Origin of the sequence: Streptococcus sp. HMSC078H03 (assembly GCF_001808655.1) — a bacterium.
In the GTDB taxonomy this organism is placed as follows: domain Bacteria; phylum Bacillota; class Bacilli; order Lactobacillales; family Streptococcaceae; genus Streptococcus; species Streptococcus salivarius_G.
On sequence record NZ_KV794093.1, the window covers coordinates 32,044 to 46,556 of the forward strand.

A 14,513-nucleotide genomic window follows, 5' to 3' on the forward strand; every position below is an offset into this window, starting at 1 on the left:
CAGGTAAGAATATCGGCTTTGGGGCAACTTCAGCCGATGTGGTAGTCCCTAAGAAAATCGGTTCGGCCTCAAGAGGAAACTACGATGTTTTAAATAAGGTTGTCTATCTCGATGCTGGTCATGGTGGCTATGATCCAGGAGCTTCTTACTTTGGTATCTCTGAAAAGAGCTTGACCTTGGCTATCCAAAGCCGCGTGAAAGCTAAACTAGAAGCAGAAGGTTATCAAGTTGTAACCACACGCACCAGCGATACCTATGTTGACTTGACGGATCGTTCCCGTGCAGCTAATGCCTCTGAATCAGATATCTTCGTAAGTATTCACATCAATGCTTCAGGAAGTTCTGCAGCACAGGGAATCGAGACTTACTATTACCAACCTTATGCAGAATACCCATCACGCATTAATGCTACCTACCACGCTAATCCAACTCGTTTGAGCATGAGTGATACCTTGGCCAATGCCATCCAGTCTAGCTTGATTAATGCGACTGGAGCCCAGAATCAAGGTGTGAAACGTCAAACCTTTGCGGTCTTGCGTGAGACAACAGCTCCGGCAGTCCTTCTTGAACTTGGTTTCTTGTCAAATCCACAAGAAGCAGCTCGTTTGAATACCTCTGCTTATCAGGAGACTTTAGCTAATGCAATTGTGGCAGGGATTAAGCGTTACTATTCTATTTATAATTAATAGATTGAGAGAATCTTATGGTTCTCTCTTTTTTAATTTTTAAAGAGAGAAAACGCTTGCATAAATGAAAGCTAAATGGTATATTAAAAAACATGAAAACGTTAACAAAAGGAGTTTTTATGAAAAGAAATACTCAAGCTAATGATGAAAAAGTTCTTCGTTATAGTCTTCGCAAGTACAAGTTAGGGTTGGCTTCTGTAACCATTGGAGCTGTTTTTTTGAGCTTTGCTGCTACTAATGGAGTCAAGGCAGAAGATGTAGTGTCAACACCTGCCTCAAGTACACAGGTAGAGTCAGCTGATTCTAGTCTTACCACCAGTGGTCTAGTAACTGAATCGCCAACAGCTCCTCTAACAGCTGAGAATGGCACAGTGTCCAAGGAAAATGAGCCAGTTTCTCTTCCAGCAGAAAATACTAGCCGTACTGAGCCTTCCAAGCTAACTGAAACTAGCGAAAACACGCCAAAAACAGTAGGTACTAATAATAGTCAAACTCTTACGAATGCGTCTGAGGATCCTATTGCTGAGGGGACTATTCGCTTGCATTTCCAAGAGTTGCCAAGTCAGGATAAGGCATCACTTGGGCTTTGGACTTGGGATGATGTGGAGACGCCATCATCTCAGAAAGGTGCTTGGCCAACAGGGGCAACCTCATTTGCAGAAGCGAAACAAGATGATTATGGTGTTTACCTGGATGTGAAGTTGTCTTCAACACCTAAAAAACTTAGCTTCCTTATTAATAATGCCGCTGGAACGAACCTTTCAGGGGATAAAGCAGTAGAAATTCTTAGTCCTCAAATGAATGAGGCTTGGATTGACAAGGATTTTCAAGTTTACAGTTATCAACCTATCCCTCAAGATCACATTCGTATCAATTATTTCCGTACGGATGGCGACTATGGCAATAAGTCTGTATGGTATTGGGGAGATGTAAAGGATGCCCCAAGTAATTGGCCTGATGGTGTCAATTTCCAACCAAATGGTAAGTATGGTGCCTATTTAGACATTCCGCTAACCGAGGCTGCTAAATCTATAGGATTTTTACTTTTAGATGAGAGTAAAACAGGAGATGATGTGAAAATTCAACCAAATGATTATAAATTTAGTGACTTGAAAAAAACTCGTCAGCTTTTCGTACGAGATACTGATACGACAGTCTACACCAACCCTTACTTTGTCAAGGATGTGCGTTTGACTGGGGCTCAGCAACTTAGTCCAAGCCAAATCGAACTTAGCTTCACCAATTTAGAAGATATTTCATCTGAAGATATTCTCAAAGACCTAAAGGTGACAGACAAGGATGGTAACAGTGCAACTCTTAAACAGCTTGAGTTGGATGCTAAACTAAAAAAAGCTACATTAACAGGTGATTTTGCTGCGAAAAATCTGCCTTACAAGGTCACTTTGGGCAATGATAGTTTTAAAACGTCTGAGAGTTGGCAATTGAAGGATGCGCTCTACAGTTACGATGGTGAATTGGGTGCCCGTCTTCAAGAGAATGGTACTAAGGCACATGTGACACTTTGGTCACCAAGTGCAGATCAAGTAGATATCATTGTCTATGATAAGAATAATCAAGACATGGTTCTTGCTGAACATGCCCTAAGCAAAGGACCTCGAGGGACTTGGCAAGCTGACTTGATTGCGACTGATCTTGGTTTGGAAAACTTAACAGGTTATTTCTATCAGTACCGCATTAAACGTGGTGATCAGTCTGTAATCGTTTTGGATCCTTATGCTAAGTCTTTGGCTGCTTGGAATAGTGACGATGCCAGCAAGGGACCTGAACACAAGATTGCCAAGGCTGCCTTTGTAGATCCTGCTAATTATGGACCAAAAGATCTTGACTACGCTAAGATTCCAAACTTTAAATCTCGAGAAGATGCCATCATTTATGAGGCTCATGTCCGAGATTTCACCTCTGATAAGGCTATCTCAGCTGAATTGAAACACCAGTTTGGGACTTTCGCAGCCTTTGCAGAGCGTTTGGATTATCTTAAAGATCTCGGTGTTACCCATATTCAGCTTTTACCAGTATTAAGCTACTATTTTGTCAATGAAATGCAAAATGGGAAGCGTTTGGATGCCTATGCATCAAGTGATAGTAACTACAACTGGGGCTATGATCCACAAAACTATTTCTCTTTGACGGGTATGTATTCTGAAAAGCCAAGTGAACCAGCTAAACGTATCGAAGAATTCAAGAATTTAGTTGCTGCTATTCATGCCCACGGTATGGGCGTTATCTTGGATGTGGTCTATAATCATACAGCCAAGGCAGCTATTTTTGAAGACCTTGAGCCAAATTATTATCACTTTATGGATGCTGATGGTACTCCTCGTTCGAGTTTTGGAGGGGGGCGTCTAGGCACGACTCACTATATGAGTCGTCGTGTCTTGGTTGATTCGATTGCTTATCTTACTAAGGAATACAAGGTGGATGGTTTCCGTTTTGATATGATGGGTGACCATGATGCTGAAAGTATCGAGCAAGCTTATCATGCTGCACGTGCCCTTAATCCAAACCTTATTATGCTTGGTGAGGGCTGGGTGACTTATACTGGCGATGAAAATAGCCCTGTTCAGCCTGCCGATCAGTCTTGGATGAAAGACACAGATACCGTAGCTGTATTTTCAGACGATATTCGAAACACCCTCAAATCAGGTTATCCAAACGAGGGGACACCTGCCTTTATCACAGGTGGCAAACGTGATATTAATAAGGTCTTTGACAATATCAAGGCACAACCAACTAACTTCGAGGCTGATTCTCCAGGTGATGTGATTCATTATATTGCTGCTCACGATAATTTGACCCTTTTTGATATCATCGCCCAATCAATCAAGAAGGATCCAAGCAAGCCTGAGAATAATGCTGAAATTCATCGTCGCTTGCGTCTAGGAAACCTCATGGTATTGACTGCTCAGGGAACACCATTTATTCACTCTGGTCAGGAATACGGCCGCACCAAACAGTTCCGTGATCCTGTCTACCGTTATCCTGTGTCTGAGGACAAGGTGCCGAATAAGTCACATCTCTTAGTGGATGAAAAGGGCAATCCATTTGACTATCCTTACTTTATCCATGATTCTTATGATTCTAGTGATGCCGTCAATCATTTTGATTGGACTAAAGCAACTGATAGTCAGGCATTTCCAGAAAATACGAAAACTCGCGCCTTTACCAAAGGGTTAATCGCCTTACGTAAGTCGACAGATGCCTTCAATTTCAAATCAAAAGCAGATGTAGATGCACGTCTAACGCTATTGACAGTTCCTGGTCAGGACAATGTCGCTCAAGAAGATTTGGTATTGGGATACCAAACTGTTGCTTCGAATGGAGACCGTTACCTTGTCTATGTCAATGCTGATAGCAAGGCTCGTCAGTTTGATTTGAGCAAGATTACAAATGGCCTATCTTATCTGGTTTTGGCAGATGGCAGTCAAGTCAATTTATCTGGAATTAGTGAGTTATCAGGTGTTGCAATCAACAATCATATCTTGACCTTGGACCCACTAACAGCGACTATTATTCGTTTGACTAATGCTCAGACGCCAACTGAGGCAGTAGATCAGCCTTCTGAGAAGACTGAGTCATTTGGTGGAAAAGAGACTGAGGTAACTAAAACAAGAGTCCAGACCTCAAGTCAAGAGGACCTTGTCGGAGATGCTGAGCTTGTTAACCATGGCAATGGTCAGGCTAAGACTGAAGCTAGTCGTCAAACTGATAAGCAACTGCCATCTACTGGTGAAAAGACAAATCGTGGACTCTTTGTAGCAGGTCTGCTAAGTATTCTTAGCCTAGGATTCCTTCGAAAACGTCGTCCAAAATAATAAGTAACAACAGGTTATTTCCTGTTGTTTTTCTTTTATTTAGAATCATTCTTATCTGCTCTTTAGAATAGTTCTTAAATAGCCTAAAACCGTTGACAGTGCTGGTTTCTTCTGTTAGTTTAGAATATGTTCTCTTACATATGAGAGACCATTATTGACTTATCATCGTTCGTTTTTCATATCGAAATAACAAACGATTCACATATATAACGACAAATGTCGAACACTATCTTGAAAATAGGAGACATTCATGAAAAAACTTAACAAACTTGGTGTTGTTCTTTTGGCATCAGGACTTTTATTGACGGCTTGTGCCAAATCTGGTAATTCAAGTAATTCTAGCTCATCTAGCTCATCTAGCTCAAAACTCACAGCTAGTGAGCAAAAACAATTGAAGCAGGCTACAAGTGATTACAAGACTTTCGTTGAAGGCGAAATCGATCAGCTTTTGAAAGATACTGAAGGATTCAGTGAAACCCTCAAGTCAGGAAATCTTGAAGAAGCCAAGAAACAATACCCATTGGTTCGTATGGCTTACGAACGTTCAGAACCAATTGCCGAAAGCTTCGGTGAGTCTGATGTGAAAATCGACTACCGTTTGGTTGATTACATGGACGAAAATAAATCAGAAGATGGCTGGTCAGGTTTCCACCGTATTGAACGTATCATGTGGCAAGACAACACGACTGATGGAACAGCTGCCTATGCAGATCAATTGGTCAACGATATCAAGGAACTCAAGGCTAAAATTGCAACTGTTAAAGTCACTCCAGATATCATGTTGACTGGAGCTGTAGACCTTCTTAACGAAGTTGCCACTCAAAAGATTACAGGTGAAGAAGAAGTCTTCTCGCACACTGATCTTTACGACTTCCGTGCCAATATTGAAGGGGCAGAAAAAATCTTTGAACTCTTCAAGCCGTTGATCCAAAAGAAAGATGCTAAGCTTGTTAAGACTTTGGAAACAGAATTCAAGAATGTCAATGGTCTTTTGGACAAACACATGACTGATGAGAAAAACTATAAATCTTATACAGATTTGAGTGAGGCAGATACTAAGGAATTGGCCGAAGCTGTAACTAAACTTGGTGAACCATTATCACAAATGGGTGTTATCCTAGATGGGAAATAAGAAAAATGACTGACGAAAAATTTTTGGATAAAAAAATGGACCGTCGTGAATTTCTTAAAAAAGCAGGTATTGGAGGGGCTGGGCTTGCGCTTGGTCTTTCTGGTGCATCTGCTTTTTTCGCTAATCAGGATAGTTCAACAAAAAAAGCCCTTGATGGGGATGAAGATATTAGCTTCTATGGTAAGCATCAGGCTGGGATTACGACTCCCATGCAGAAGGCTTGCTACTTGGTGGTTCTAGATCTTCATACAACTGATAAAAAAGAAGTGATTCAGCTTTTTAAAGACTGGACAGATTATAGTAGTAAATTGGTCGAAGGGGAGCTAGTCAAAAAAGATGGCTCCAATGCCCTCTTACCTCCAACAGATACAGGTGAAACAGTGGGACTCAACCCCTATCGCTTGAGCCTGACTTTTGGCGTTTCGGCTGATTTTCTTAAAAAACTTGGCTTGGAATCTAAGCGTCCTAAGCTCTTTCGTGATTTGCCTCCATTTCCAAAGGAGCAGTTGCAGGACAAGTATACTGGTGGAGATATCGTCATCCAAGCCTGTGCGGATGATGAACAGGTAGCCTTTCATGCTGTTCGAAATCTGATCCGCAAAGGTCGTAATAAAATCACCATGAAGTGGAGCAAATCTGGTTTTGCAGCTATCGGAGACCGTAAGGAGACGCCGCGAAATCTCTTTGGTTTCAAGGACGGTACTGCCAATGTTACGACGGAAAAGGAATTCGACAAGGTTGTCTGGACTGATAGTAAAGATTGGATGAAGGGTGGTTCTTATATGGCTCTTCGTCTGGTACAGATGCACTTGGAGACTTGGGATCGTACCAATTTGCAGGAGCAGGAAAACACCTTTGGTCGCTATAAAGAATCAGGTGCTCCCTTTGGTAAGAAAGATGAGTTTGACGAAGTAGATCTCTCAAAACTACCAGTCGATTCGCATGTCCGTTTGGCTAAAGAAGTAGATCTTCCTATCTTACGTCGTTCCTATTCTTATTCTGATGGCATTGATGAGAGAACTGGTCAGTTTGATGCAGGCTTGATATTCATTGCCTACCAGAAGGATCCAGACCGTTTTGTCAAAATACAGACCAACCTTGGTGCTGTAGACAAGATGAATGAGTACATCACTCATATCGGAAGCGGGCTCTTTGCTTGCTTTGCTGGGGTGGAGAAAGGAGGCTACCTTGGTCAAGCACTCTTTGAATAAACTCATCGTTTTACTTGGGCTTTTAGCCTTATTCTGGACCTATCCAGTAGCTGCTGAATCATACAGTGACCTCTATATCAAAATTACAGATGCGACAACAGCTGTTCAAAATAAAGATCAAGCTAAAGCTAAGGAATTGGTTGCTGAGATTAAGACTGATTTCGAAACAAAAGAAAATCACGATTCCAAGGGGGGTAAAAAAGTTAGCAAGGCTCTTGATATTAAGGGTGACGTGACAGAAGAGGACCTAACCTCTATTTCGTCAGCCCTTCTTAAATTTGAGAAAGAGCAAAATCCTGTTGATTTAGATGCCGAAAAGGAAAAACTTGAAACACGCCTAGAGCCTTATTTCAAAAACTTACAGGATGCCATTACGGCCAAAGACCTGGCTGCAACACGCAAAACTTACAGTGAATTAAATAATGCTTGGACGAGAAATGAAGCTGTTGTCCGTGACCACAGTACTGCCTACTACGGCAAGATTGAGACGGCCATTTCACTTTTGCGAAGTAGCATTGAGACGGAGCCTACTGATTTCACCAGCATCCAGTCATCTTATGATGATCTCAAGAGTGGGATTGATGACTTTATCAAGGGTGTCCCTCTTGATAGCACAAGCTCAAGTTTAACCCTAAAAGATGGTATTAAGCTCTTGGAAAAGGCTCTCGGTCAATTCCAAGCAGGTGATGAAAAAACGGCTGCGGCAACTATGAAGAAGTTCATCACTATCTGGCCAACCATTGAAGGCGATGTAAGCACAACTAATCCAAGCCTTTATACGCGTGTGGAAAGTGAAACACCTGTTATCATGGTTAAGGGAAAAGAAAAAGCTTATCAGGACAAACTGCAAGCCTTGATCACAGACTTATCTGCTATTGATACAAGTGCTTCTTATAATGCCTTTGATGCCATGTTGATTCTCTTACGTGAAGGGGTTGAAGCCCTCCTCATTGTTATGGCACTTGTGACAACTCTTAAGGCAGCCAAGATGCGTAAGGGACTCAAATGGGTTTATGGCGGAGCCATTGCTGGTGTTCTTGCTAGCGCAGTTATAGCTGTTATCTTACAAGTTGTCTTTCCAGCTGTGACCTCGGGGGCTAACCGTGAAATTATTGAAGGTGGCGTTGGTATCTTTGCAGTTGCGATGATGATTCTGATTGGAATTTGGCTCCATAGCAAGTCTTCAGTCAAACAGTGGAATGACTTTATGGATCGCCAGATGAAGACGGTGACGGCTACTGGAAGCTTTGTGTCCATGTTTGCACTCAGTTTCTTGGCTGTCTTCCGTGAAGGTGCCGAGACTATTCTTTTCTATGTCGGTATTGTCCCACGTATCACGACAGCTAATTTCTTGATTGGTATTGCTTCAGCCATTGCAGTTCTTGTTATCATTGCTGTGGCTATGACTAAAGCGAGTCACTATATTAAACCGCACCGCATTTTCTTTATTTTGACTTGGTTGATTTATGCCTTGGCCTTCAAGATGCTCGGTGTCAGTCTTCATGCCCTTCAGTTAACTAATATGATGTCTAATCATTTGATTAGTGGTTTCCCAACAATTGATTGGGCTGGTATCTATCCAAGCTGGGAAGTCTTGATTCCACAACTTATCTTTATTGCTATTATTGCCTTTGTGACGGTGAAACAGCATGGCAAGAAATAAAGATGAGATGACTATTGTTGAGCATCTGGTGGAATTTCGGAGACGTTTCATTGCAGTAGTGTTATGCTTTTTCCTAGTTTTTTGTATTACTCTGTTGTTTGCTGGGCAACTCTATGCTTATCTAACCAGAGGATTTGACAAGCCTTTATTAGTTCTAGGGCCTAACGATATTCTTTGGATTTACATTAACCTAGCAAGTCTTATGGCTTTTACGGTGACGCTGCCTTTTACCACTTACCAGATTTGGCAGTTTGTGAAACCAGGTTTAAGGGACAATGAAGCGCGTGCTATCTTTGCTTATATCCCAGCAACTTTTGTCTGTTTTGTATTGGGCTTGGCTTTTGGTTATTATTTTGTGAGTCCAGCTATCTTAGAAGTGCTTTTAAAACTAGGCGAAGGGCTCTTTGATACACAAATTACAGCACAGAACTACCTTAGTTTTTTACTGCATACGACAGTGCCTTTGGCTGTTCTCTTTGAACTTCCCGTAGTTGTGAGTTTTTTGACATCTATCGGCATAATAACACCAGTTTTTCTGACACACTATAGACGCTATGCTTACTTTATTCTCTTGGTTTTGGCGGTCATTCTAACACCAGCTGACTTTATCAGTGACCTGGCCATGACGGCACCCTTAATCTTGCTTTATGAAGTTAGCGTAACTCTAAGTAAGCTCATTTATAAACGTAAACAAAGAAAATATAAAGATAAATAGAAAGGAAATCTCATGGGAATTCTACGTGATATCGGAGCCCCAGGACTTATCATTATTGTTCTAGGAGCCCTCCTCATATTTGGTCCTAAACGCTTGCCAGAACTCGGGCAATCCATCGGTAAAATGCTAGCCGAATTTAAAGCAGCTGTAAATAAGACTGATGAAGATAAAAAGGATCAAGAGACTGGGAAGAAAGACTAGTTTCTAGATACTCTATTTTCTTGACAATTCTAAGCTTTTGTGACATAATACACTTGTATTGAATAGTAAGTCTATATCATAGGCAAGAAAAGACCCCAAGCTAACTTCCACATAAGCTCGGGGTCTTTTTTAGCACTATCTATCCTTGTTTAACCACTTGTCGATCAGACGAAGGATAACACCGACCACAATAGGTCCGATGATAGTTTTGAATAGTAAATCCATCATAGGCAAACTCACCTCCCTTCGTAGGCGGTGTCGAGGTGCCAAGGGATATTATATCATAGATTGAGAGAGTTGTTTAGTGAGTGTCAGGAAGTAAAAGTTAAAAGGTAGTTTGATCATGCCATACAAAAAAATCAGCCTTCTTGAGCTGATTTTTTTATTTTACAAACTGATACGTTTTTCTGTCTCAGCGTCGAAGAAATGACCTTTTGCAACACTGAAAGTAAGATTTACTTTTTCACCTGGATTGTGGAAGTCACGCGCATCAACACGGGCAGCAAATTCAGTTTCTCCAAGTTTTAGGTAAAGCATTGTTTCTGCACCAAGGAGCTCTGAAACGACGACTTCAGCATCTACATTGGCATCTGGATATACTTCTTGAACGATTGGACGGCTTGAAACATCTTCAGGACGGATACCAAAGATAACTTCTTTGCCTTGATAACCTGTTTCTTTCAAGATTTTAGCTTGACCTTCAGAAATTGCAATATCCAAGCCTTCAGAGTTAGTGATACGGTTGCCATCAACCTTAACATTGAAGAAGTTCATAGCAGGACTTCCGATAAATCCAGCAACAAATTTGTTGGCTGGTTCATTGTAAAGTTCCTGAGGTGTACCAATTTGTTCGATACGACCGATAGTACCAGAACCATCAGGGTTTTTAGTAGAACTCATGATAACGATACGGTCAGCAAGAGTCATGGCTTCTGTTTGGTCGTGAGTAACATAGATAGTTGTTGCGCCAATATTACGAGTAATTTTAGCAATTTCAGCACGCATAGTGACACGAAGTTTAGCATCCAAGTTTGAGAGAGGTTCATCCATGAGGAAGACTTTAGCATCACGAACGATGGCACGTCCCATAGCTACACGCTGACGTTGACCACCAGAAAGATCTGCCGGCTTACGATCTAAGAACTCAGTCAACCCAAGGCTAGCAGCAGCTTCACGCACACGTTTGTCGATATCGTCTTTTTTATATTTACGAAGTTTAAGACCAAAGGCCATATTTTCATAGACAGTCATGTGTGGGTAAAGTGCGTAGTTTTGGAATACCATGGCAATGTCACGGTCTTTTGGTGATTTGTCATTAACCACTTCACCATCAATATAGAGTTTACCTTCAGTGATTTCTTCAAGACCAGCAACCATACGGAGAGTTGTTGATTTACCACATCCTGAAGGACCTACGAAAACGATGAATTCCTTGTCTTTGATGTCGATACTGAAATCTTCAACAGAGTAGTGAGTTGCATTTGGGTATTTTTTGTAAATTTTATCCAGTTTAAGAGTTGTCATATCATTTATCCTTTATTATTTAACTGATCCGCCGGTTACACCTTCAACATAGTATTTCTGCATGAAGATAAAGAGAAGGGTGATTGGGATGGCGATGATAATAGCACCTGAGGTAAATGGAAGGAACCATTCATTGATAGCGTCTTGGTTAAGCATTTGGTAGAGTCCAAGGGCAACGGTATATTTATCTTTAACGTCACCAAGGATAACAGATGCAAAGATGAAGTCTACCCAAGGTCCCATGAAGGCCATGAGGGCAGTGTAGACGATGATTGGTTTAGAAAGTGGCAAGGTAATCTTAGTGAAGATTTGAAGACGAGTTGCCCCATCAATCATTGCTGATTCATCCAAAGAGTAAGGAATGGTATCAAAGAAACCTTTCGCAATGTAGAAACCAAGAGCTGCCCCAGCAGAATATACCAAGACCAAAGATGTCAGGGTTTGTGTCAAATTGAGGGCCTTCAAAATGTAGTAGACCGCAATCATTGACATGAATCCAGGGAACATGTTAAGTACAAGTGCCAATTTCAAGAAGCCATTTCTGTGTTTGAATTTAATACGGCTAAGTGAGTAGGCCATACCTACGGTAATCAAAGTTGAGAGGATACATGTACATGTGGCAACGATGAAAGTATTGATGAACCATTTTCCAAATGGATAAGCATCGCTGGTAAACAGTTTAATGTAGTTATTAAAAGTGTAAGTCTTAGGGAAGAAGTAAGGCACCGCATTAGCTCCTTCACCACGGAAACTTGTAAGGAAGATCCAGATAATAGGGATCAACCAGATAACAGCTAGAACTGTCAATAGAATATAAGTACCAGTTAGGTAAAGATTTTTCTTACGTTTCATTATTTAGCAGCCCCTTCCTTGAATGAAGATGATCTTGTGTAGGCCAAGAGACTGAATGTTGCAGAGATGGCGAAAATCAAGATACCGATAACAGATGCCAAGTTATAGTCTTTAGCGCTAACAGTCAGTTTGTAGAGCCAAGTTACCAAGAGGTCAGTTGAACCCGCTTGATAGTATTCAGAATTTTTAGGTCCACCACCAGTAAGGAAGTAGATAACGTTGAAGTTATTGATATTACCGATGAATTGTTGAATCAATGATGGTGCCATAATCAAGAGAATTTGTGGGAAAGTGATACTCTTGAAAATTTGGAATTTACTTGCTCCATCAATTTCAGCTGCTTCAATCTGCTCAGTTGGCAAGTTCATGATGATACCAGTTGCAACCAACATTGTGAACGGAATACCAATCCACATATTAACAAAGATAATAGAGAACTTAGCCCAGAGAGGGTCAGTCAAGAATGGAATTGGTCCATTAGTGAGATGCAAGGTTTGAAGCAAACCATTCAAAGGACCATGGTCATTAAGGAAGTTACGCATCAAAAGAAGGGATACGAACTGAGGAACGGCGATAGTGATAACAAAGAGTGTACGCCAAACTTTCTTGAATTTAAGCCCCTTAGTGTTGAGCAAGAGAGCAAGGACAATACCGAAGAAGAAAGTTGTTGCTGTTGCAGCAACTGCCCAAATCAAGGTCCATGTCAAAAGTGGGAAGAAAGTACCAGCCATACGACCTTGTAAAACTTCACCAAAACTTGAGAAACCAACCCAGTCAAAGAGTGATTTAGGTGCTGGGTGATTGTGGTCAAAGTTAGTAAAGGCCAAACAGATCATGTAGATCAAAGGCAAGATTGTGAAGAGCAAAACTCCAATCAATGGTACAGTCATAAGTCCCATGTGGAAACGACCATCAGCCAAGGTCTTGAAGTCTTCGACAAAGTTGGGAACTTTACGTCCAGACTGTTTGAGAGCCATGAGATGACGAGCACTCTTAAGATTACACCAGTAAATATAAGCGAAAACTGCACAGAAGATTAATGATGCAAGTCCAAAAATCAACAAGAGCATAGAGTTATCTCCAGCGACCTGAACAGTAAGCTTAACCCCATTAACCTCTTTAATAGCTTCACCCTGTTCTTGAGTCCCCAAGGTAATCATCCCTTTAAGTGCAGGAATAATTTGGATAACGAAGGCTACTAAGAAGGCAATCTCAGAAAGGAGGAAGAGCAAGCCCTTAGTGAACTGTTTGTTGACCAAGTTTGCCAATCCCATTACCAGAAAGGATAATTTGACATCCCATGTACCTTCTTTGAAGACCTGGCGCATAGGAGTTGTGTCGTAGATTGTTTGTGACATAGATATCTCCTCAGATAAATGTTTAATTAGTGATAGATAAAGAGGCTAGGAACTTGACCTGCCTCTTTACCTTCTCATAGTTAGGATTCTTATTTAGCTGCTGCCAAATCTTTATCAAATTGTTGTAATTTAGTAAGGAATTGGTCTTCCTTGATTTTACCGTTATATGCATCACTCATAAGAGCAGCACTTTCAGTCCAGAAGACTGACATTTGACTAAGTTTAGGCATAACAGTTGTGTACTGATCAGATGAACCCATAGTAATTACAGCTTGTGCAAGTGCATCCTTTTGAACAGCTTCAGAAGCTTGAACTTCTTTGTTAGCTGGGATGATGTGACGGTCTTCATTAGTGAATTGGTTATTTTGACTGTCTTTGCTTGTCAAAGCTTGTGCCAATTGGTAAGAAGCAGCGATACGTTCTGCGTTACCTTTAGATGGTGTTTGGTTAACTGCGTAAAGTTTAACACCCATGAAGGCTTTTTGTTGAACGTCTTGACCACCGATATTAACTGTTGGGTAAACAGCAACACCAAGATTGTCTTTACCAACAGCTTTAGCAGCTGCAGCGTAGTCCCATGGTCCTGATTGGAAAGCATCAACAGAACCATCTTCGAATTTAGCCATCATATTAGCTGAATCGACATTAACAAATCCTTTATTGTCTTTTTGAGCTGCGATGAATTTAAGAACATTCACACCAGCTTCGTTACCCCAGTTAGTACCTTTCACATCTTCACCGTTAGGACCAAAGAGTGTGTCACCAACTGAAAGGAAGAGAGGAGCAGTTACATAAGCGTTAACTTCTTTCAAGTTGCTACCAAATTTAGCTTTAGAAGTGATTGTTTCATATGATTTCACATCTTCTTCATTAAGTTTAGATTTGTTGTAGTATGTAACTTGTGTTTCGATACCGTATGGGAAGGCGTAAGTTTTACCTTTGTATTGAGCACCTACAGCAGCTTGTTCAGTATCTTGCTCAGCAATTTCTTTTGAGTATTGCTCTGGAATTTCTTGGATAGCTCCAGCGTCTACCAATTTACCGAGTTGGTCATGTGGAAGTGAGAAGACATCTGCAGCAGTAGAAGCGTCCTTAGTCAAGTTTTCTTGAGCATTTGGATCTTCCATTTCAACCATATCAACTTTGTAACCAGATTTCTTTTCAAACTGTGCTACTGTATCTGAGTATGATTTCTTAGCACCAGTTGGTACCCAAAGTTTCAAAGTCTTGCTATCTGAGCTTGAGCTCTTGCTTGAGTTTGAGCCACAAGCTACCAAGAGCGATCCAGCCACAAGTAATCCAGCACTACCAAGTAATACCTTTTGCCATTTTTTCATT

Annotated in this window: 12 protein-coding genes; 7 read left to right on the plus strand and 5 right to left on the minus strand. The window is 41.1% G+C overall.

Annotation, left to right across the window (positions count from 1 at the left end):
- The 7 genes from HMPREF2607_RS03600 to HMPREF2607_RS03630 all read left to right on the plus strand — a co-directional run.
- Window positions 1–686: N-acetylmuramoyl-L-alanine amidase family protein (locus tag HMPREF2607_RS03600; RefSeq protein ID WP_148130147.1), on the plus strand; the 686-nt coding region annotated here is incomplete at its 5' end.
- A 119-nt stretch (window positions 687–805) separates the two neighbouring features.
- Window positions 806–4,519, plus strand: coding sequence for a pullulanase (locus HMPREF2607_RS03605; RefSeq protein ID WP_070475930.1), 3,714 nt, complete (start codon window positions 806–808; stop codon window positions 4,517–4,519).
- Window positions 4,520–4,769: 250 nt separating this feature from the next.
- A complete protein-coding gene (efeO, locus tag HMPREF2607_RS03610) occupies window positions 4,770–5,651 on the plus strand; it encodes an iron uptake system protein EfeO (RefSeq protein WP_070475933.1) in 882 nt (293 codons plus the stop codon).
- Between the two features lie 5 nt (window positions 5,652–5,656).
- Complete coding sequence (efeB, locus tag HMPREF2607_RS03615) at window positions 5,657–6,862, plus strand: iron uptake transporter deferrochelatase/peroxidase subunit (protein ID WP_070475936.1); 1,206 nt, start codon at window positions 5,657–5,659, stop codon at window positions 6,860–6,862.
- Window positions 6,840–8,525, plus strand: coding sequence for an FTR1 family iron permease (locus tag HMPREF2607_RS03620; RefSeq protein ID WP_070475939.1), 1,686 nt, complete (start codon window positions 6,840–6,842; stop codon window positions 8,523–8,525). Before efeB ends, HMPREF2607_RS03620 begins: the two co-directional genes overlap by 23 nt.
- Entirely contained in the window at window positions 8,512–9,240 is a 729-nt protein-coding gene (gene tatC / locus HMPREF2607_RS03625) for a twin-arginine translocase subunit TatC (protein ID WP_060973271.1), read from the plus strand. The genes HMPREF2607_RS03620 and tatC overlap by 14 nt, the downstream gene beginning before the upstream one ends.
- A gap of 12 nt (window positions 9,241–9,252) precedes the next feature.
- A complete protein-coding gene (locus HMPREF2607_RS03630; RefSeq protein ID WP_002890941.1) occupies window positions 9,253–9,441 on the plus strand; it encodes a twin-arginine translocase TatA/TatE family subunit in 189 nt (62 codons plus the stop codon).
- Window positions 9,442–9,576: 135 nt separating this feature from the next.
- Here the strand turns inward: HMPREF2607_RS03630 and HMPREF2607_RS10105 are convergent, their stop codons facing one another.
- From HMPREF2607_RS10105 to HMPREF2607_RS03650, 5 genes are all read right to left on the minus strand, one after another.
- A complete protein-coding gene (locus HMPREF2607_RS10105; protein WP_004182539.1) occupies window positions 9,577–9,669 on the minus strand; it encodes a type I toxin-antitoxin system Fst family toxin in 93 nt (30 codons plus the stop codon).
- 159 nt (window positions 9,670–9,828) lie between these two features.
- Window positions 9,829–10,965, minus strand: a complete 1,137-nt coding sequence (locus HMPREF2607_RS03635) for an ABC transporter ATP-binding protein (RefSeq protein WP_002890942.1) — start codon at window positions 10,963–10,965, stop codon at window positions 9,829–9,831.
- Between the two features lie 15 nt (window positions 10,966–10,980).
- A complete protein-coding gene (locus tag HMPREF2607_RS03640; protein WP_021144180.1) occupies window positions 10,981–11,817 on the minus strand; it encodes a sugar ABC transporter permease in 837 nt (278 codons plus the stop codon).
- Entirely contained in the window at window positions 11,817–13,175 is a 1,359-nt protein-coding gene (locus HMPREF2607_RS03645; protein ID WP_070475942.1) for a carbohydrate ABC transporter permease, read from the minus strand. The genes HMPREF2607_RS03640 and HMPREF2607_RS03645 overlap by 1 nt, the downstream gene beginning before the upstream one ends.
- Before the next feature lie 89 nt (window positions 13,176–13,264).
- The gene (locus HMPREF2607_RS03650) at window positions 13,265–14,512 is read right to left on the minus strand and encodes an extracellular solute-binding protein (protein ID WP_002884898.1); all 1,248 of its coding nucleotides are present in this window, start codon (window positions 14,510–14,512) and stop codon (window positions 13,265–13,267) included.
- Window position 14,513 lies beyond the last annotated feature (1 nt).